This window comes from Tateyamaria sp. GN1-10 (assembly GCF_055693845.1).
The window spans coordinates 4,083,272-4,102,300 of sequence record NZ_JBVFUR010000004.1; the positions used below are offsets into that span (position 1 = coordinate 4,083,272).

At 60.2% G+C, this 19,029-nt stretch carries 16 protein-coding genes and 2 pseudogenes; 7 read left to right on the forward strand and 11 right to left on the reverse strand.

Annotation, left to right across the window (positions count from 1 at the left end; translation table 11 throughout):
- Positions 1-52: 52 nt before the first annotated feature.
- Positions 53-1,354 (reverse strand): HlyD family type I secretion periplasmic adaptor subunit, encoded by a 1,302-nt coding sequence (locus tag ACZ1HN_RS22565; protein ID WP_472729115.1) that lies wholly within the window; start codon positions 1,352-1,354, stop codon positions 53-55.
- 4 nt (positions 1,355-1,358) lie between these two features.
- Positions 1,359-3,086, reverse strand: a pseudogene (locus ACZ1HN_RS22570) (type I secretion system permease/ATPase); the annotation flags it as partial.
- Positions 3,087-3,250: 164 nt separating this feature from the next.
- On the opposite strand from ACZ1HN_RS22570, the gene ACZ1HN_RS22575 reads away from it, so the two are divergent.
- Together ACZ1HN_RS22575 and ACZ1HN_RS22580 are read left to right on the forward strand one after the other, a co-directional pair.
- Positions 3,251-4,012: an MlaA family lipoprotein gene (locus tag ACZ1HN_RS22575; protein ID WP_299599991.1), complete on the forward strand. Its 762-nt coding sequence runs from the start codon at positions 3,251-3,253 to the stop codon at positions 4,010-4,012.
- A 7-nt stretch (positions 4,013-4,019) separates the two neighbouring features.
- The gene (locus ACZ1HN_RS22580) at positions 4,020-4,610 is read left to right on the forward strand and encodes an MlaC/ttg2D family ABC transporter substrate-binding protein (RefSeq protein ID WP_472729369.1); all 591 of its coding nucleotides are present in this window, start codon (positions 4,020-4,022) and stop codon (positions 4,608-4,610) included.
- A gap of 88 nt (positions 4,611-4,698) precedes the next feature.
- Here ACZ1HN_RS22580 and ACZ1HN_RS22585 read toward each other — a convergent pair whose 3' ends face one another.
- A complete protein-coding gene (locus tag ACZ1HN_RS22585; protein ID WP_472729116.1) occupies positions 4,699-6,858 on the reverse strand; it encodes a transglycosylase domain-containing protein in 2,160 nt (719 codons plus the stop codon).
- Positions 6,859-7,110: 252 nt separating this feature from the next.
- Here ACZ1HN_RS22585 and ACZ1HN_RS22590 point away from each other — a divergent pair, with 252 nt between their 5' ends.
- Both ACZ1HN_RS22590 and ACZ1HN_RS22595 read left to right on the forward strand, forming a co-directional pair.
- The gene (locus tag ACZ1HN_RS22590; RefSeq protein WP_299207794.1) at positions 7,111-7,449 is read left to right on the forward strand and encodes a P-II family nitrogen regulator; all 339 of its coding nucleotides are present in this window, start codon (positions 7,111-7,113) and stop codon (positions 7,447-7,449) included.
- Positions 7,450-7,476: 27 nt separating this feature from the next.
- Entirely contained in the window at positions 7,477-8,787 is a 1,311-nt protein-coding gene (locus ACZ1HN_RS22595; RefSeq protein WP_472729117.1) for an ammonium transporter, read from the forward strand.
- A 422-nt stretch (positions 8,788-9,209) separates the two neighbouring features.
- Here the strand turns inward: ACZ1HN_RS22595 and ACZ1HN_RS22600 are convergent, their stop codons facing one another.
- A complete protein-coding gene (locus tag ACZ1HN_RS22600; RefSeq protein ID WP_472729118.1) occupies positions 9,210-9,860 on the reverse strand; it encodes a hypothetical protein in 651 nt (216 codons plus the stop codon).
- 260 nt (positions 9,861-10,120) lie between these two features.
- Between ACZ1HN_RS22600 and ACZ1HN_RS22605 the strand changes: the two genes are divergently transcribed.
- Positions 10,121-10,663, forward strand: a complete 543-nt coding sequence (locus ACZ1HN_RS22605) for a GNAT family N-acetyltransferase (RefSeq protein ID WP_472729119.1) — start codon at positions 10,121-10,123, stop codon at positions 10,661-10,663.
- Here ACZ1HN_RS22605 and ACZ1HN_RS22610 read toward each other — a convergent pair.
- The 4 genes and pseudogenes from ACZ1HN_RS22610 to smpB form a co-directional block, all read right to left on the reverse strand.
- The gene (locus ACZ1HN_RS22610; protein ID WP_472729120.1) at positions 10,647-11,828 is read right to left on the reverse strand and encodes an amino acid aminotransferase; all 1,182 of its coding nucleotides are present in this window, start codon (positions 11,826-11,828) and stop codon (positions 10,647-10,649) included. The genes ACZ1HN_RS22605 and ACZ1HN_RS22610 overlap by 17 nt on opposite strands.
- A pseudogene (gene sseA, locus ACZ1HN_RS22615) lies at positions 11,828-12,681 on the reverse strand (3-mercaptopyruvate sulfurtransferase). The gene ACZ1HN_RS22610 and the pseudogene sseA overlap by 1 nt, the downstream one beginning before the upstream one ends.
- Positions 12,682-12,754: 73 nt before the next feature.
- On the reverse strand, positions 12,755-13,024 hold the full coding sequence (locus ACZ1HN_RS22620; protein ID WP_299744727.1) for a hypothetical protein: 270 nt from the start codon (positions 13,022-13,024) through the stop codon (positions 12,755-12,757).
- Positions 13,025-13,169: 145 nt separating this feature from the next.
- Entirely contained in the window at positions 13,170-13,646 is a 477-nt protein-coding gene (smpB, locus tag ACZ1HN_RS22625) for an SsrA-binding protein SmpB (protein ID WP_299207814.1), read from the reverse strand.
- A 114-nt stretch (positions 13,647-13,760) separates the two neighbouring features.
- Between smpB and ACZ1HN_RS22630 the strand changes: the two genes are divergently transcribed.
- Entirely contained in the window at positions 13,761-14,432 is a 672-nt protein-coding gene (locus ACZ1HN_RS22630) for an SGNH/GDSL hydrolase family protein (RefSeq protein ID WP_472729121.1), read from the forward strand.
- Between the two features lie 109 nt (positions 14,433-14,541).
- On the opposite strand, the gene ACZ1HN_RS22635 is transcribed toward ACZ1HN_RS22630, so the two are convergent.
- From ACZ1HN_RS22635 to ACZ1HN_RS22645, 3 genes are all read right to left on the reverse strand, one after another.
- Positions 14,542-15,945 (reverse strand): PepSY-associated TM helix domain-containing protein, encoded by a 1,404-nt coding sequence (locus tag ACZ1HN_RS22635; RefSeq protein ID WP_472729122.1) that lies wholly within the window; start codon positions 15,943-15,945, stop codon positions 14,542-14,544.
- A 43-nt stretch (positions 15,946-15,988) separates the two neighbouring features.
- Positions 15,989-16,372: a hypothetical protein gene (locus ACZ1HN_RS22640; RefSeq protein ID WP_299600001.1), complete on the reverse strand. Its 384-nt coding sequence runs from the start codon at positions 16,370-16,372 to the stop codon at positions 15,989-15,991.
- Between the two features lie 94 nt (positions 16,373-16,466).
- Entirely contained in the window at positions 16,467-17,285 is an 819-nt protein-coding gene (locus ACZ1HN_RS22645; protein ID WP_299771093.1) for a sulfotransferase family protein, read from the reverse strand.
- 140 nt (positions 17,286-17,425) lie between these two features.
- Here ACZ1HN_RS22645 and ACZ1HN_RS22650 point away from each other — a divergent pair, with 140 nt between their 5' ends.
- Positions 17,426-19,003 carry a DUF5928 domain-containing protein gene (locus ACZ1HN_RS22650; protein ID WP_472729123.1) on the forward strand — a complete coding sequence of 526 codons (1,578 nt, stop codon included), beginning with the start codon at positions 17,426-17,428 and terminating at the stop codon, positions 19,001-19,003.
- The last annotated feature ends 26 nt before the right edge of the window (positions 19,004-19,029 follow it).

The following is a 19,029-nucleotide window of genomic DNA, read 5'->3' on the forward strand; positions in this document are numbered from 1 at the left end:
ATCGGTTTGCGCGGACGCTAGACCGCCCGCGCTGCCGTGAAAAGGCCCGATGTCAGGATTCGCGGAACGCGCGGTTGAAGTAGTCCGCCATCGGCTTGATCAGGTAGGCCAGCGGCGACCGGTCGGCCGTGCGAATAAACGCCTCGACCGGCATGCCGGGAACCAGCACCTGTCCCTCGGCCAGCTTGTCGATTTCTCCGGGGCTCAGCACAATTTCGGCCCGGTAGTAGCTGGCGCCGACATTCTCGTCCTCGAACGCATCCGCAGATACCAGCGCAACCTCACCCACCAGTTCAGGCGTGGTGCGTTGGTCGAGCGCTGAGAACCGCAGGTTCACGGACTGCCCCGTCACGATCTGATCGATGTGAATCGGGTCCACCCGTGCAGCGATGACAAGTGGGCGGTCTTGTGGGATCAGGAACAGGACCGGATCGGCGGCCCGCACGACCGAGCGTGGTGTCTGCACCCGCATGTTGTAGACAATGCCGGATACGGGCGCGCGGATCTCCATCCGTTCGATATCGGTCAGCAAGGCCAGCCGCTGTTCGATCAGTTCCAACTCGCGCGTGCGCAGGTCGCGCAATTGGGTGATGGCCTCTTCGCGCCGCCCGGACGTCAGGCGCAGCACTTCGATTTCGATCTCGGTGATGCGCTGTTCAGATTGTGCCTTGGACGCCGCAAGCTCGCCCAATTGCCCTTCAAGCGAGGCCTGTTGTCGTTGCAAAGCCAGAACGCCTGAGGCCTGTGCCAGCCCCCGCTCCAGCAGGCTTTGCTGCGCCTCGAGTTCCTGTTCAATCAAGTCAAGTTGCCGGGCCAGCGACACCTCTTGTGCCTCGATCCCCTTGATCTGATTGCGGGTTTGCGCCGCGCGTTCCGCGAGCTGTTCGGATTGGTTATCAATGGACTCGCGCCGGGCGTAGAAGAGGTTTTCCTGCCCAGTCACCAGTTCTTGAACGTCAGGCCAGGTGGCCGCGACAGACAGCAACTTGGACTCGAACGTGATCTCATCCTTGTCGTCCCGTTCGGCTTCAAGCCGCCCGCGGCGGGCCATGAATTCGTACAGCTGCCCTTCGACGATGGCCTGGCTGGAGCGCATCTGTTTGACGTCTAGCTGAACCAACAGGTCACCCGCTTCGACGCTGTCGCCCTCTTTCACTTCGATCTTGGACACGATGCCGCCGGTCGAATGCTGTATGACCTGCCTGTTCTGGTCGACTTCGATCCGGCCTGACGCAATCACAGCCCCTGCGATTTCCGTCAGGGTTGCCCACGCAACCAGACCGCCCAAAAGACCAAACAGACCGAAGAAGCCAATGACCAGCGGCTTGGTTGCAGACCAGCGTTTGTTGCTCATGATACCCCCCTGCGCCCGCGGGCGCGCGCTGGATCTGTTCGTGGTTCTTGACCATGGATTTCAACACTTCGTCCTTGGGTCCGAAGGCCGTGCGCACGCCGCCGTCAATGACCAGCAGCAGGTCGCATTCCTGAATGGCGGCGGGCCTGTGTGCCATGATGATGACGGACCGCCCGTCGGCCTTGGACGTGCGAATGGCCTGGTTCAGCGCCATGGTCCCCTCGTTGTCGAGGTTCGAGTTGGGTTCATCCAGAACAAGGATCACCGGATCATCGTACAAGGCCCGTGCGAGGCCGATACGCTGTATCTGCCCGCCGGAAAGCCGCTGTTGGCCTGCGTCGATCCGTGTATCGTAGCCATCCGGCAGTTCGAGGATCATCTCGTGCGCGTCCGCCTTTTGCGCGGCGGCCACAACTTTTTTATCATCGGGCGACGTCGAGAGCCGCGCGATGTTTTCGGCAATCGTGCCGTCAAACAACTGAACCCGCTGCGGCAGGTAGCCGATATGCATGCCCAGAACGTCAGGGGCATATTGATCAAGCGCCGCGGCATCCAGACGGATAGACCCTCCTGCGGGGCGCCACACGCCAGTGAGGCAGCGGGCAAGCGTGGACTTGCCTGCCCCTGACGGGCCGATCACGCCCATGGCGTGCCCCGGCGGTAGATCGAAATTGAGGCCGCGCAGGGCCGCGGACTTTTCGCCGGGTGGCACCACTGTAAGGCTTTTGGCCACAAGTCGGGCCTTGGGTTTTGGCAATTCGGTTCGTGTTGGTTCAGGGCCGACTGCCCCCAGCAACTCGGCTAGTGCGCCCCATCCCTTGGTCGCGCGTTGTACAACCGGCCACTGCGTCAGCATCAATTCGATGGGCGCAAGTGCACGCCCCAGAAGGATAGATCCCGCGATCATCGCACCGGGCGTCATTTCGTTCTGAAGGACCAGATAGGCCCCCAGCCCCAGCATGGCGCTTTGCAGGAACAGGCGCAGCGTCTTTGTCAGAGAGGTAAACCCGCCACCGACATCTGTTGCCTTGATTTGCTCTTCCAATGCTGTCCCGCGCGCCTTTTGCCAGCGGTCATGCGCGGCATCCCTCATGCCCATGGCCTGCACCATCTCGGCCTCGATCCGCAATTGGTCTGACATGGACGAGGCCGCTTGCCCTGCTTGGGCCGCGCGCGCTTGGGGCAGACGCGACAAGAGTTGATTGGCCAACGCAATCAGGATCAGAACTGCGCCGCCCAAGACGGCCAGCCATCCCAGAAGCGGGTGGAAGATGAAGATTGCGGCAATAAAAATCGGCGTCCACGGCAAGTCAAAGAACGCCATCAGCACGGGCGACGTGATGAACCGCTGCACGCTCTCGAGATCAGCAAGGCCCGTCTGCGTGCGCAGATCGGGCGCAACGGCAGACTTGCGGACCACGGCATCAAACACCCTGCCATCCAGATCATTCTGAAAGCGCGCCCCGACCCGCGCCATGATTCGGCCACGTGTGAAATCGAGAATGCCCATCACCCCGTAGAGAAAGACCACCAGGAGCGACAAGGCGATCAGTGTTTCCTCGCTCTTGCTGCCCAAAACACGGTCATAGACCTGCAACATGTACATCGGACCGGTCAGCATCAGCAGGTTGGCAAACAGGCTGAATAGCCCGACAGCCCAATACAGGCCCCTGCTCTTGCGGCGCGCCGCGTACAGCTCTGCCTGTCCTCTTTTCGTCAGTTCACTTTGCATCGGCACCATTTCGCTTGTTCACTGCTCGACTTTGTTTTCTTGACACGATGGCGTATTTTGCCTGTCACGCAAGTGCCACATGTACAAGGTTACCCAAGTGGCGCTATGGGCATTTAGAATAACTGCATTAATTACATGCCAAGAATATCCAACGGAGATTTGCATTGTCTCTTTTTTGTCGCGCTCGGCGCGCAGCCCTTCTTCTCATCGCCGTCGGATCGCTGGCGGCCTGTGCTACGTCGGACCAACGGCCCGCGCAACCTGATGGCGTCTTCGATCCGTATGAGGCGCAAAACCGCCGGGTTCACGCATTCAACCGTGGCCTTGACCGTGCCGTGGTGCGTCCAGCAGCCGTAGGTTACTCGACCGTGCTGCCAGACGAAATCGAGGACAGCATCAGCCACTTTGCCAAGAATCTTGGCGAGCCTTCAGTCGTGGTGAACAGCCTGCTGCAGGGTGACGCCCGTGGGGCTGGCATTTCGACCGTGCGGTTCCTGACGAACTCGGTTCTGGGCATCTTTGGTCTGTTTGACGTGGCAAGCGACTTCCAAATTCCGCAGCACGACACCGACTTCGGCGAAACGCTGTATGTCTGGGGCGTGGGCGAAGGCGCTTACATTGAGCTTCCGCTTCTTGGTCCGTCGACTACGCGAAACACGACCGGCAAGGTTGTTGACCTGTTCACCAACCCCCTGAGCTACATGGTCGAAAGCCCTGAACAGTATTATGGCACCGTCGCGGCGGCGGCTTCTGGCCTATCCCGCCGTGGCCGGTTTTCAGACACGGTCGATTCGATCCTATATGAAAGCGCTGACAGTTACGCGCAGGCACGCCTGATCTGGTTGCAGAACCGCCGCTTTCAGTTGGGCGATACGGGAACTGCAGCCGCGATTGACCCGTTTGCCTTGGATACAGAGGGTTTTTAGTATGATGATGTATCGACGCCAATTCATTGCCGCAGCGACCAGCGCTGCCGCAGTTCTTCCCGCCCTGCCCGCCTTTGCCCTGAACGAAGCCAGTGCAGAGCGGCTGATCAATTCGCTTGTCGGTGACATCAACAATGTCATCGCCTCAGGCAAAGGCGAGAATGCGATGTTCCGCGACTTTGAACGCATCTTTGCCAAGTACAGCGACACATCCTACATCGCGGCCTACGCCATGGGTGTGGATGGCCGCCGCGCCAGCAACGGGCAGAAACGGGCATTTTCGAAGGCGTTTCAGGGCTATATTTCGCGCAAATATGGCCGCCGCTTTCGTGAATTTATCGGCGGTCGCCTGGAAGTCAGAGGCGTGCGGCAGGTCAAGAATTGGTTCGAAGTCGAAACCACGGCTTTTCTGCGTGGCGAGTCCCCGTTTGCGGTGACCTTCCACGTATCGGACAGATCCGGCCGCGACCTGTTCTTCAACATGTTCATCGAAGGTGTGAACCTGCTGTTGACCGAGCGCACCGAGATTGGCGCACTGATTGACCGCAATGGCGGCGACATCGACGCCATGATCTCGGATCTGAGCAAGCTAAGCTAGCAGGCTCCAAGCAGAACAACCAAGTACAGGCTCCGCTGCATGCGGGGCCTTTTTTTGTTCACTTCCGCCCTCAGGCTTCTTCATCGTCTTAGCGTGAACGGCCACCGCCCAGAATATCGCGCACCAGCATCTCGATCAGACCTTCGGTCGTGCGCGGCACTTCCTGTTGTCGCGGGGCAGGTTGTGGTGCAGGCGCAGGGGCGGCCTGCCGCTTTGCACGTTCTGGCACTTGCAGCGGCAAGGGGCTAGCTGGCACGCCTTCGTGTATTCTTACCATCGTTTCGCGCCAGATCTCGGCAGGCAACCCGCCCCCGGTTACACCGGTCAGGGGTGTATTGTCGTCATAGCCCATCCAGACACCAGCAACGTAGTCTGCTGTGAACCCGACAAACCAGGCATCTCGTGCCGCTTGCGTTGTCCCCGTCTTGCCCGCGATTTCACGACCACCGAACTGCGCGCGCTGGCCTGTTCCTTCACTAACAACCTTTTCCATCATCCAGATCAGCTCTCTCGCCGCCCCTTCCCGGATCACACGTTCACCGATGCCGCCGCCGGTGCCCATCAAAGGCTCGTCATCGCCCTGCAGGCGCAGGTCGATCAGACCGTAGGGTGTCACCGAGGACCCGCCATTCAGAATGCCGGCATAGGCACCGGTCATGTCCAGAAGCGTGCTTTCCGACGCGCCAAGGGCCAAAGCAGGGCCATCGGCCATGTTGCCATCGATACCAAAGTCGCGCGCGACGCGACGGACGAGATCCCGGCCCACGCTTTCAGAGACTTTGACCGCCGGGATGTTCAGCGATTCTGCCAGCGCCTTGGTCAGCGTGACCCGACCCGAATAGGTGTTCGTGTAGTTGCGCGGAGACCAGCGACCGGACCCGGGAATGTCGAGGGTCAAAGGCTCGTCATCCACAAAATCGAGCGGAGAGTATCCCAATTCCAGCGCCACTGCATAGACAAACGGCTTGAAGGCCGATCCGGTTTGCCGTTGCGCCTGGATTGCGCGGTTGAAAACGCCTGCAACCCGCGTTTCACGCCCACCGACCATGGCACGCACGGCTCCATCCGCGCTCATCACCACGATCGCGGCCTGGGCTTTGGATCCTTCTCGGACCTTGGTTTCAAATACCTCTTTCAGCGCGTCTTCGGCAGCGCTTTGCAAGCGTTGATCCAGCGTGGTGCGGATGATCACGTCTTCGGTCGTGTTGCGGGTGAAGAATTCCGGGCCGGTCGACATGACCCAATCCGCAAAGTAGCCGCCGGCCTTGCGCCGCGCGGCGGGCGACAGGTTTGCAGGGTTCTGTTGCCACTTGGCAACCTCGGCGTCCGACAGATAGCCTTGTTCACCCATCAAGCGCAGGACGGTTGCCGCCCGCTCTTGCGAGCGCTGCAGGTTGGATGTGGGAGCCATGCGCGAGGGCGCAGTCAAAAGCCCGGCAATCATCGCCCCTTCGGACGGGTTCAGATCAGTTGCGGGCTTTCCAAAATACCGCTGCGCAGCCGCTTCGGCCCCGTAAGCGCCGCCGCCCATATAGGCGCGGTTGAGATAGATCGACAGAATCTCGTCCTTGGAGTACTTCGCCTCCATCGCCATGGCATAGATGGCTTCCTTGGCCTTGCGCTGGAGCGAGCCGCGGCGGCAATCAGCGACATAGGCGGCTTCGGACTCCCACTCGCTTGGCTCGTATTCAACGCCAAGGCACAGCAACTTGGCTGTCTGCTGCGTGATGGTTGAACCACCGTGGCCCTGCAGCGGGCCGCGCCCCTCGCGCAAGTTAATGCGCACGGCACTGGCCACACCGCGCGGACTGACGCCGAAATGCCGGTAGAACCGCTTGTCTTCGGTGGCGACCACCGCATTCTTCAGGCCCGGCGCCACGGTGCCAGCCATGACCGCCCCGCCGAATTGATCGCCGCGCCATGCAAATCGGTCGCCTTCGCGATCCAGCAATGTGACCGATCCACGTGCCCGCCCATCCAACAGTTCATTCACATCCGGCAGCGTGGTCCAGAAATAGCCAACGGCCAACGCGACGACCGCTGTGACCGTCAGCCCAACACGCCAGGTGATCCACCAGATCAATCGCATCATCCAGCGGAACAAACGGACAAAGATGTTGCGCTGAGGCCTCTTAGGCGCTGCCCTGCGGCGCTTGGCGGGCGCCTTACGCGCGGGCTTCTTGGCCGCTTTTTTTGGATAGCGGCGATCAGCCACCAAAGGGCGTTTGCCCTTTCTTGAATCACTCATGCTTGACCCCTGCCCGGCCTTATGTTTCCAGCAGTGTATCCCGTTTCAATCGCTTTGCCACGCCCCTTGATGGCGCAGGTACGGGATTCCTTACCGTCCATTTTTTAAGCATCTGCGAGAGATTGCGCATTTTTTATGCACAACACGGCGCCGCGTGCAGGCTTTACTCGGCCGAAATCTTTGCCCTGTCCACTCGATGCTCTCTCTTCCCCGCATATCGCAGGGCGACCTGCCAATCAAAGGGGACATGTGGTGAAACTCATCATTGCTACGATCAAGCCGTTCAAGCTGGAGGAGGTTCGCGAAGCGCTGACCGAAGCCGGTGTGCGCGGCATGATGGTTACGGAAATCAAGGGCTTCGGTTCGCAATCGGGCCACACGGAAATCTATCGCGGTGCCGAATACGCGGTGAACTTCGTGCCCAAGGTCAAGATCGAGATCGTGGTCGCCGCCGCCATGGCTGACCAGATCGTCGAGACCATCACCAAAACCGCCCAGACGGGCAAGATCGGGGACGGCAAGATCTTTGTTCTCGACGTCCAGCAGGCCGTGCGCGTTCGCACCGGCGAAACGAACGAAGACGCCATCTGAGCGCCAGCCATAGGAAGAACACGGACAATGAAACTTACGAAATCTCTGATTGCCGGTGCCGCGCTGACCGCGCTGCCGACGTTGGCGCTGGCGCAGGACGCCGCCCCGGGCTTTGACGAAATCGGCCCCTACATCATGACCACCCTGCTGTTCTGCATGGCGGGTTTCCTTGTCTTCTTCATGGCGGCAGGTTTTGCCATGCTTGAAGGCGGCCTGGTGCGTTCCAAGAACGTGACCATGCAGATGACCAAGAACATCGGCTTGTTCTCGATTGCAGCCATCATGTACTGGCTCGTCGGCTTCAACACGATGTATCCTGGCGAGTTCAACGGCTACTTCGCCATCGGCGGCCAGACTGTCCTTGACCCCGTGGGCGTCGCGGCAGCGGACGCCGCACTGGATTACGCGTCCATCGGCTCCGACTTCTTCTTCCAACTGGTGTTTGTCGCAGCCACTGCGTCCATCGTCTCTGGTGTCTTGGCTGAACGCATCAAATTGTGGCCTTTCCTGATCTTTGTCGTTGTTCTGACAGGGTTTATGTACCCGATCTCCGGTTCCTGGAAATGGGGCGCTGGTTGGCTTGACGCCGCGGGTTTCCAAGACTTTGCTGGCTCGACCGTTGTGCACTCCGTGGGTGGCTGGGCCGCTCTGGCCGGCGCCATCGTGCTGGGTCCACGTCTGGGCAAGTACAAAGACGGCAAGGTCAATCCGATGCCCGGTTCGAACCTCGCCCTTGCCACGCTGGGCACGTTCATCCTGTGGCTGGGTTGGTTCGGTTTCAACGGCGGTTCGCAACTGGCCATGGGCACCGTGGGTGACGTTTCGGACGTGTCCCGCATCTTTGCCAACACAAATATGGCCGCCGCTGCCGGTGCTGTGACTGCCCTGATCCTGACGCAGGTTCTGTACAAGAAGCCTGACTTGACCATGGTGCTGAACGGCGCGCTGGCGGGCCTTGTGTCCATCACGGCAGAACCGCTTGCACCCACCCTGTTCGGTGCGCTGTGGATCGGTGCCATCGGTGGTGTGATCGTTGTCTTCACCGTGCCGCTTCTGGACAAGTTCAAGATCGACGACGTGGTTGGTGCGATCCCGGTTCACCTGTTTGCCGGTATCTGGGGCACCATCGCCGTTGTCTTCTACAACAGCGATGCGAACCTTGGCACGCAGCTGCTGGGTATCATCGCATACGGTGTGTTCACCTTTGTCGCATCGCTGATCGTGTGGTTCATCCTCAAGGCAGTCATCGGTATCCGTGTCGGCGAAGAGGAAGAGATCAACGGTCTCGACATGTCGGAACTGGGCATGGAAGCGTATCCGGATTTCTCGAAAGGCTGAGACTCCTTCCTCTCAGTTAGAGAACCGACTGACCGGGCGTTCGCGCCCGGTCTTTTTCATTTGTGAAGGGTGCGTACGAGGCGTTAACCGAGGTTGCGCGTGCCCCTTCGGTCCGCGTTTGCCCCATCAAAACTGCACATTTTCAGGCTGAAACTACGAGTTTTGCAGCGCACGATTTGGGTGGATTTCGGTGTGGAATCTGGAAACTGCGCATTTTGAGGCCGAAACTGCACAGAATGACCCGGCGCACGACAGGGGCGGAGTTAACGCAACGGTTTTCGCTTGAAATTTGTGCGCCGCTTGTGAACGGTTAAGTCACGCAAGTGGGCTGCTGCAGATCACGAACATGTCTGCTCAAACCCGGTTTTGCGATGCCGTGGCCCGAACCGATGACGCGGGCAGAAGTCGTGCAGGTGTACTCTTTATCCAAAAAACCGCTCACCGACACATCGCATCAAATCGGCCTCAGATGACGCTACATCAACCGCCAAGGCAAAGAGGTCATTCTGATGGCATTCCGCCTGCACGCGATCCGTAAACATCGCATCCCGAGCCAGCAGGTTGGCAAGGGCGCGTTCCGGATCGCTCGTCCGGTTCGGTATGTCCCATGTGGAGCCACGCGCGTCGAAGGCCTGACGGCGGAAGGCCGGTGTCGGCAAGAGCCACAGCGCGTGGCGACCGTCAGAAAGCAGCGGCGCAACCAGGCGAGGCAAGAGGCGGAAGCCCTCGGCAATCACCGGCGTGTTCCGGGGTAGAGCAAGCAGGTCTTGCACGATGAGCTCAAAGCCCTCGCCTGCGAACCAGTGAAAGCTGTCCAGCATGTCCCGGGGCGATCGGTTCACCCAACGGTCATCCATGTTCATTCGTTTGAATGCGTCGAGACGGGGGCATATCGCAGCCCGGCAACGGGCGGCGTGATCCTGCATGGTGTCGTCGCTGGAATAGAGGTGGGCGCCGTGGGTCTGTGCCAAGCGCTTGGCGATGGCTGTCTTACCGGCGCCGCTGCCCCCGCCCAGCCAGCGGACATGGGACAGTGCAGCGCAAAGTTGATCGGGAGAGTCCGGAGCAGGCATTGTGGGTTCGTATCAGGAATGACCAATGTGTGGCTGCCCGCGCGATGACGCAGCTGGACACAAGCTGATTTCTGCGCACAGCACGCGAGATCCGGCACAAGTGTCCTTGGGCCAGCACGCTGGAGTGTCGGCGATACCGGCCTCGCAACCATCGACATAATTCCCAAGGCGCGCAAAGATGATAGTCTGGACCGCAGGACAAACCCGGTCGTCATCGAGAGCGGATTCAAACAGAACGCTGAGCTTCAAAAGGTCACGACATGCTGGAAACGGATCGCTTGATACTGAGACAGCCCGTAGCCGCCGACTTTGAACCGCTGGCAGCCATGTTCAACGAGCCAAACGTTACCGAACATATCGGGGGTGTCTTGAACAGGACCGATGCATGGGCGCGTCTTTTGCGTGATGTCGGGCATTGGTCGCTGGAAGGGTTTGGTCAGTTCATCATCATCGACAAGGCAACCAGATCTTTTGTCGGGAAGGTTGGCTTTGCGAAGTACAAGCGAGATCTGGGGCCAAACGTGGAGACGGATGTGGAGTGTTCCTGGACACTCAGGTCAGCATGTCATGGCAAGGGGTACGCGACGGAGGCGGCATTGCGGGCGCATCAGTGGTACAGCGCACAAAGGGCCGATCCAACCGCCTGCATGATTGATGAGGCGAATACCGCGTCCCTGAGGCTTGCGGCATCGCTGGGCTATGCGGAGGTGGATCGTCTTGTATTGCCGACCGGCGCGTCCATCGTCCTGCAGAGGGATGGATCGCGCCGCTCAGCCAAGGCTGGGGTCAAACCCCGGCCTTGACGATGGCTTCGGCTAGGATCGGCACCGTTTCGGCGTTTAGCCCCGCGATGTTCATGCGGCTGTCGCCGACCATGTAGATGCCTGAGCCTTCGCGCATCTTGACCACCAGTTCGGGCGACGCACCAAGGCGTGAGAACATGCCGCGGTGCTGGGCGAGGAAGCCAAAGCGGTTGGAGCCGGAACGTGTCTCAAGCTCTTTGGCGAGCTGTTCGCGCAGGGACAGCATGCCGAGGCGCATGTCTTCGAGTTCCGTCATCCAGTTGGAGCGCAGGGCATCGTCGTTCAGGATCATCGTCACCAGACGTGCGCCGTGGTCGGGCGGGAAGCTGTAGTTCTGGCGGTTGAGGAAGCTCAGCGTGCCTTGGGCAATCGCCTTGTCCGTGCCGTTGGCCACAAGCATCAGGATGCCCGTACGTTCGCGGTAGATCCCGAAGTTCTTGGAACAACTGGCTGCAATCAGGCATTCGGGTACAGCCGCTGCAACAGCGCGTGTACCGGCTGCGTCCGCGTCCAGACCGTCGCCAAACCCCTGGTAGGCGATGTCGATCATCGGGGTGGCCCCGGTGTCTTGCAGGACCTTGATCACCTCATCCCATTGCGGGCCGGTCAGGTTGGCGCCCGTCGGGTTGTGGCAGCAGCCGTGCAGCAGGATCACATCGCCCTTTTTCGCAGTTTTGAGGTCGGCGATCATACCGTCGAAATCGACACCGCGTGTTTCGTCGTCGAAATAGCGGTACATCACCGTTTCCATCCCGAGATAATCAAGGATGGACAGGTGGTTCGGCCAGGTCGGGTTCGACACGAAGATACGTGCGTCGGCATTGGCCATGCGGATCAGTTCAAACGCCTGCCGCACGGCACCCGTCCCGCCGGGTGTTGCCACCGAGTTGACCGAGCTGCGCGGCACGGTGGTGCCGAGCACGAGGTTCACCATGGCGTCGTTGAAGTCGGGCGCACCGGCGAGGCCGACATAGCTTTTGGTGTCTTCGACTTCCCACAGCTTTTGCTCTGCCGCCTTGATCGCGCGCATCACGGGGGTGTTTCCCGTCGCGTCCTTGTAGACGCCGACGCCAAGGTCGACCTTGGCCTCGCGCGGGTCCTCGCGATACATCTGCATCAGCATCAGGATGCCGTCAGGTTTCTGCGCAGTCAGGTGTTCGAACATCAGGCGTCTCCGGTTGCGACGGGGACCATGGGCGACATGCCCCATTCGGCCCAGCTTCCGTCATAGAGGGACCAACTGTCATGCCCCATACGCTCAAGCGCGAGGGCGAGGATGGCTGCGGTGATCCCGGAGCCGCAGGTGGTGATGATGGGTTTGTTCAGATCGACGCCCGCGTTTTCAAAAACGGCGCGCGTTTCGGTGGGGGATTTCAGTGTTTTGTCACCGTTGAGCAGCTTGTCATAGGGCAAATTGCGCGAGCCCGGGACATGTCCGGACCGCACACCTTCGCGCGGCTCTGGCGCCTCGCCCCTAAAACGTGCTGCGGCGCGGGCATCAACAACCTGGGTCGAGCCCAGCTTGGACGCCTGGCTGACCTGCGTGACATCCCGCACAAGGTGGTTCTGGAACCGCGCCGTCAGGTGCCGGTCCTTGATGACAGGGCCAATGTCTTCGATTGGGCGCCCTTCGGCCTGCCATTTCGGCAAACCACCATCCAGCACGGCCACATCGCGATGCCCCATCAGCCGGAACAGCCACCAGACGCGCGGCGCGCTCAGAATGCCAGCACCGTCATAGACAACGACCTGGTGTCCGTCGCCCACGCCCATGGCCCGCATGCGCGACATGAACTTTTCCGGCGGGGGGCCATATGCGGCAGGTCCGAGCGGGCATCGCTGATTTCGTCAATGTCAAAGAAGCGCGCGCCGGGGATATGCGCCGCTTCGTACTCGGTCCGGGCGTCGCGGCCTGCATCCGGCAGATACCACGACGCATCCAGCACCCGCAGGTCGGGATCCTTGAGATGCGCTGCCAACCAATCGGTCGATACAAGCGTCTTTGGATCGTCAGACATGGGTGAGTCCCTCCGGGCGGTCAAAAACGCCTTTGACTAACGCCGGAGGGACCAGATTGGCAAGGCCTGCGCGTCAGCGACCGAGTTGCTGGCGCAAGGCCCCCACGATGGCCAGAACAGCGCCACCACCGATGCCACCACCGGCAACCTGTTGCAGGATGCCTGCCAGATCCATGCCACCGCTGGCATCGCCGCCCAGCATCGACAGGACCGTGCCGCCGATGCCGCCACCAACGATGCCGCTGAGCGAGTTGACCAGAACCCCCTGATTGAGGTTTTTGAGCATACCGCCCGCAGCGTTGCCGCCGACTGCGCCGGCGATCAGGCCTATAATGAGTTCCATGTGTTCCCTTCCCTGCGGGGGTCTTATCCAGGTCCGACCCGCACCCCCTTTGCGCACCGGCGGCACGGGGATAGCGCAGTTTCGCTGGACCACATCAGGGGAAAGCACAGCCAGTTTTCCCATGGCTGAACGGAAACGTATGGCGTTACCCGCGTTCCTTGAGCAGGCGCTGCTTCTGGCGATTCCAGTCGCGCTTGGCCGAAGTGTCGCGCTTGTCGTGCAGCTTCTTGCCCTTGGCGATGCCGATCTTCAGCTTCGCGCGGCCCTTGTGGTTGAAGTAGAGCACGATGGGCACCAGCGTCATCCCCTTGCGCTGCGTGGCGTTCCAGAGGTTCGACAGTTCCTTGCGGCTGACCAGCAGCTTTCGGGGGCGGCGTTCTTCGTGCTTGAATGATTTGGCCTGGTCATAGGGCGCGATGTAGCTGTTGATCAGCCACAATTCCCCATTGTCCACATGGGCATAGCTTTCGGCAATGTTGGCACCACCGGCGCGCAAGGACTTGACCTCGGACCCTTCAAGCACGATGCCGCATTCGAGATCATCCTCGATTGCGTAATCAAAGCGGGCCCGCCGATTTTCGGCAGCCACCTTGTAATTGGGGTCTGATTTACCTTGAGCCATGGGCGATGGATGTAGGGGGTTGGCCGGGTGCAGGCAAGGGCTCTGCAGGAGTTCATGGAATCTTGGGATTTGGGCGAATAAGCTTCGCGGCGGGGAAAGAAACGGAGAATTGGTATGCGGGTCTGGATGGTGCTGGCGGCATTTGCCGCCCTGTTGGGCTGTGCCGAACCTGTCCCATCCTCAGGTGCGGCCCGGATCATCGCCACGGGTGACAGTCTGCTGGCGTGGAACGCGGCATCCAACCGATCCGTCGTGTCGGCTTTGGAAAAGCGGTTGAGGGCCACAGTTGTGGATAGGTCCGTCGTTGGCGCACGCTATCACTATGTACTGCCTATAAGCGGCAGCCTGGGCCTGCGGATCGGCAGCCAATACGCCCCCGGTCGCTGGGATTGGGCGGTCATGAATGGCGGCGGCAACGATCTGTGGCTGGGCTGCGGATGCCGCAAATGCGACGCCCAGTTGAACAGGTTGATCAACGCGGACGGCACAGGCGGCACCGTGGTGGACACGGTGCGCCGGGCACGGGCCGACGGCGCACGGGTGATCTATGTCGGTTATCTGCGCACGCCCGGCCAACCCTCGATGATCGATCACTGCCGCGATTGGGGCGATGCTTATGAGGCGCGGCTGGCACGGATGGCGGCAGGTGACGCAGGCATCACCTTTGTGTCGATTGCAGATCTGGTGCCCCATGGCGATTTGAGCTTTCACGCAGCGGACCGCATTCACCCTTCCCCAAAGGGTAGCGCAGCCATCGCGGCACGGATCGCCGCGGCAATGCGGTAAGGCGCACATTTCCGTGCGCCTGCCAGAACACAACACGCGTTCAGCGCCCCAACTGTAAGGCGTACGTGTCGTGCGCCCGCCCGGGCTGGGTCAGGGCGGGCGCGATAGATCAGGAAAACACCTGCTTCAGCACGGGAATACGCGACAGGATCAGCCAGTCCAGCAACAGAACGGTCAACAGCGTGATCCCCGCCATCGGAAACGCGAGCGAGATGGCAAGCCCGACAAGAACGGCCCCTTGCCAAAGCGGCATATCGCGCGGCAGCGCAGGGGCCGCCAGCCGAAGTCCACCCGGACGGCGTTTCCACCACATCACCACGCCGGACACGCACAACAGCAGTACGGAGAGGCAGATCAAGGTATTGGCAAGCACGCTCCACAGGCCCAGCGTCCCCATGTGCAAGGCGATACCCACGGCCATGGCCTTGCCCGCAAGCGAGTAGTCCGCGAACTGCACGTCGGCCAGGATCTTGCCCGTGTATTGGTCGATATGTGTCGTCCGGTCCGCCATGGGGTTTTTGCTGTCATTGCTCATACTGTCGCGCGACAGGGTCCAGACGCCGTCCGCGCCGCTTGGCAGGTTCAGCTGATACCGCGTATCGAACCCGATCTGACGGGCCAGCATGTCCACTGTGTCGAGCGTCACGGGCGTCCCTTCGGGTAAGCCCGTGATTCCGGCGCTGCTGCCAGAGGCGGGCATAGGTGTCTGTTCCAGCGCCCAAGGCACTTCCTTGGGACCATGGTTCATGGAGGCGTGGATATCGTCTGACAGGGGCACGTTGTCCCATTTCTCGGCCGGGAACTGGCTCCAGGCCTGGACCATCTTTTCGCCCCAGACGCCTGCCCAGGCGAGGCCGGAGATCAGGAAAAACACTAGAAACATCGAGATCCAGATGCCAAAAACGCCATGCAGGGATTTCCAGGTGGCCCGTCCGCGCCCGAAGGATGGGACAAGCGCCGCGCGCCAGCCCGCGCCACGGGGCCACCACATGTAGAGGCCCGTGGCGATCAGCACCATGCCGAGCGACGCGGCAATCTCGATCATGCGGTCGCCGGTGACGCCCAAAAGCAAAGTGCCATGCACATTGTCGGCAAAGTCATACCAGCCCGAGCGGCGCGGGAAGGTTTCGAGCACCGCCCCGGTATAGGGGTCGATGGCCACCATGGTGGCGGCACCTTCGGCATCCACGCGGAAGATGGCGGCGCGGTCGTCGCTGCGTGGGGCCACGTATTGGCGCAGCGCGCCACCCGGTATTGCAGCAACGGCTTCGTCGGCCTGCATGGAAACGGCCAGCGCCGCCTCTTGCGGGACCACTGGGATGCGGTCGCCGTCGCGCCCTTCAATAAAGGCGATCCACAGCATCGCCATGCCGGTGATGGCGAGCATCGCAAAGAAGGGGATGACGTAGAGACCGGCATAGAAATGCCAGCGCCATGCGGCGCGATAAAGCTTGGAGGACGCGGTTGCGTCTTGCGCCTGTGCAGGCGTCTGGGTTGGGTCGATAGAGACCATTGGGAAACTTCCTCTGTCAGATCAATGTTTTGGATTGGGTCTGTCAGAGGTGTGCGGGCGGCCCCCTTGGCCGGGTGCGGTCGGGGCGCAGCTGCGCAAGCGCTTGCGAGACGCGCGTCAGTTTCGGCGTGAAGGCAGAGATTTGGGCCGCGTGCGCCGGGAAGTCGATGGCGGGCGCACGGTCAAGCGTCGCTTGCCCGGCCCAGTCGCAGAGCTGGTGCTGTGCCTCGACCGGGTTGCCGTCGGCATCAAGCGTGACCGTCGTTGTGTCCAGCCCGGTACAAATCACCATCGTGATTGTCCCCGCCTGCGCCTCGGGCATGGTACCAGGGGCGATAAGCGAAAACAGCATGAAAAGCAGTGTGATCGCGGCGCGCAGGCCGACCCGGGCCAGCGAGATCAGGTTGTTGAAAGGGCGCGCGCTCATGCGCACCGCTTATAGAGCAGTCTGTTCAAAGCCTACACGCAAAACTGTCGCAGTCAGCGCGGGCCAGTGATCACAACAGGAGATGTGCCGCCCGTCAGTCGCCAAGCTTCTTGTGCACTTCGTCGAGGTCGATCTCGCCTATGGGCATCTTGTTGGACGGATCCTCAAAATCGTATTTGAACACTTCGAAATCGCGTTTGTAGATCTCGTAGACCAGATGCATCGACAGATCGTCGAAGTAATCCTCGACCGGGTGAGCGCGTTTTGGGCCATGCCCTTCGCTTTCGTTGAAGCGGGGGATGTCGGCGATGTTCACGCTGGTGGGCGTGTCGATGGCCTGCATGACCTCTTCCATGCCCTCGTTGAACTTCTCGGTCCAGATGATCTTGTCATACTGCCCGCCGTTCACGATGAAGGTGCTGACATGGCCCGACATGGCGGACCAGTGAATGTCAGGCTCCATCGGGCGGCGCCAGCGGATCGTGTCCCGGGCAAAGAGCAGAAAACGACGGAACGACTGGATCTGGTCAAACTCCTGCTTGCCATCATCACCCCCGACCTCGATCCCGTATTTCTGGATCAGGAGCGGAACAAGATTGCCGCGATAGCGTTTGCCGTTGCGCTGGATGCCGCAGATCTTGTCAAAGAAGGACGACAGGATGCGGGTGTAAGGGTTGCGTACGCAGGTGAACGCGTAGGAACCATGAGATTTCACGTTGTCGGTGATGATCGGCTGGCTCGCCTCAAGCGCCCATTTGTGCATGCCGCCTTGGGCATCATGAATGTCACCATCAAAGAATTCGCCGTGATCCGAGTAGAACATGATCTGCCCGATCGTCGAGCAGGCGCATTTCGGCACCACGCGATACACAACACTTTCGCTTTCCGTCATCCAGGTCCCTGGGAACCCCATACCACTTGCCCTTTTTACCTGCTGCGATCCTTGCCGCCCGCGTTGTGGCGCAAAAAAGCAAATAAATCCTGTTTATTCAATCTCTCCTTAGCTTTATCACCGTAAACAATCGCGCGCTAAGAGGCAGTAAAGTTTCCTGAATGGCAAAAATCGCCTACATCCTGCTGTGTCACAAGGACCCAGAGGCCATCATCAAGCAGGCCGAACGCCTGACGGCTGCGGGCGACTATATGGCGATCCACTTTGATGCCCGCGCGAGCGGTGTGGCGTTTGCCAAGATTCGCGCGGCTCTCAAGGACAATTCCAACGTGGTCTTTGCCAACCGCCGAATCAAATGCGGGTGGGGAGAATGGAGCCTTGTCCAAGCCACGCTTTATGCCGTTGAAAGCGCTGTTGAGGCGTTTCCCCGCGCGACCCATTTCTACATGCTGTCCGGCGATTGCATGGCGATCAAGTCCGCCGAGTACACCCACCGCTTCCTTGATGACAACGACGCCGATTTTATCGAGAGCTTCGACTATTTCGAGAGCGACTGGATCAAGACCGGGATGAAGGAAGAGCGGTTAATCTACCGCCACTTCTTTAACGAGCGCACGCAGAAATGGCGGTTCTATACCAGCTACCATTTACAGCAACGCTTTGGGATCAAACGTGAAATTCCGGCCGACATACAGGTACAGATTGGCAGCCAGTGGTGGTGTCTGCGGCGTCGGACTATCGAATGGGTCCTGGACTTCACCCGCCAACGCAAGGACGTGATGCGGTTCTTCCGGACCACGTGGATCCCGGACGAGACGTTCTTTCAGACCATCGTGCGCCATGTGGTGCCGGAGGACGAGATTCGCACGCGGACGCTGACCTTCCTGATGTTCACGGATTATGGCATGCCGGTGACATTCTATGACGATCACTATGACCTGCTGCTGAGCCAGGATTTCCTGTTTGCCCGCAAGATCAGCCCGGAAGCGCGGGATCTGAAACGCCGCCTTGGCCTGCTGTACGCGGCGGAGAATGTGCAGTTCCAGATTTCGAACGAAGGGGCGAGCCTGTTCAAATTCCTGACCGGACGGGGCCGGATCGGGCGCCGTTTTGCGACCCGGTTCTGGGAAACCGAAAGCACCTTGGGGCGCAATCGCGAGCTGCTGATCATCGTCTGCAAGAAGTGGCACGTCGCCAAGAGGCTGCTCGAACGCATCCGGGTGACAACCAACGTTCCTGCGATCGAGTATCTGTTCAACGAAGAGCATACGCCCCTGCCCGATCTTGGTGGCATCCAGACGACCTTGGAAAAGCGCACGCGCCACAGGCGTGCGTTGATGCGGATGCTGTTTGACTATTTTGACACCGATCGCCTGATTGTATGCATGGATCCGGGCAACCTGGACCTGTTGCAGGACTTTGCGGGCGATCGATCAATCACGCGGATGCTGGAAGTTCAGTGCGCTTTTTCCGATGACTACCTGATTGGGCATGCCATGCGTGTGGGGCTTGCCGGAGAACAGACAAGCACGGAAACCCTGGAACGATTGTTGCCCACGATCCGCAACGATATGACGTTCGAGTCCGATCGCATCCGCGATGCGAATTTCGAACACTTGGATCGGATCCAGGAAATTGCGGATCTGGATGACAACGCGTCTGCACTGTCTCACTTTTTGAGCGTCCCGCCTGAGAAGGCGCGCGAGATCGCGTCTGTCGACTACCTGTTTTCGGACTAGTTTGCGGCTTTGCGGTCGCACTGGCC

Coding starts and splice junctions, on each gene's coding strand:
- ACZ1HN_RS22645 (WP_299771093.1), bottom strand. CDS start 17,285: ATGGGGTTCCCAGGGACCTGGATGACGGAAAGCGAAAGTGTTGTGTAT.
- ACZ1HN_RS22580 (WP_472729369.1), top strand. CDS start 4,020: ATGTATCGACGCCAATTCATTGCCGCAGCGACCAGCGCTGCCGCAGTT.
- ACZ1HN_RS22650 (WP_472729123.1), top strand. CDS start 17,426: ATGGCAAAAATCGCCTACATCCTGCTGTGTCACAAGGACCCAGAGGCC.
- ACZ1HN_RS22640 (WP_299600001.1), bottom strand. CDS start 16,372: ATGAGCGCGCGCCCTTTCAACAACCTGATCTCGCTGGCCCGGGTCGGC.
- ACZ1HN_RS22620 (WP_299744727.1), bottom strand. CDS start 13,024: ATGGAACTCATTATAGGCCTGATCGCCGGCGCAGTCGGCGGCAACGCT.
- ACZ1HN_RS22630 (WP_472729121.1), top strand. CDS start 13,761: ATGCGGGTCTGGATGGTGCTGGCGGCATTTGCCGCCCTGTTGGGCTGT.
- ACZ1HN_RS22585 (WP_472729116.1), bottom strand. CDS start 6,858: ATGAGTGATTCAAGAAAGGGCAAACGCCCTTTGGTGGCTGATCGCCGC.
- smpB (WP_299207814.1), bottom strand. CDS start 13,646: ATGGCTCAAGGTAAATCAGACCCCAATTACAAGGTGGCTGCCGAAAAT.
- ACZ1HN_RS22635 (WP_472729122.1), bottom strand. CDS start 15,945: ATGGTCTCTATCGACCCAACCCAGACGCCTGCACAGGCGCAAGACGCA.
- ACZ1HN_RS22600 (WP_472729118.1), bottom strand. CDS start 9,860: ATGCCTGCTCCGGACTCTCCCGATCAACTTTGCGCTGCACTGTCCCAT.
- ACZ1HN_RS22565 (WP_472729115.1), bottom strand. CDS start 1,354: ATGAGCAACAAACGCTGGTCTGCAACCAAGCCGCTGGTCATTGGCTTC.
- ACZ1HN_RS22595 (WP_472729117.1), top strand. CDS start 7,477: ATGAAACTTACGAAATCTCTGATTGCCGGTGCCGCGCTGACCGCGCTG.
- ACZ1HN_RS22610 (WP_472729120.1), bottom strand. CDS start 11,828: ATGTTCGAACACCTGACTGCGCAGAAACCTGACGGCATCCTGATGCTG.
- ACZ1HN_RS22605 (WP_472729119.1), top strand. CDS start 10,121: ATGCTGGAAACGGATCGCTTGATACTGAGACAGCCCGTAGCCGCCGAC.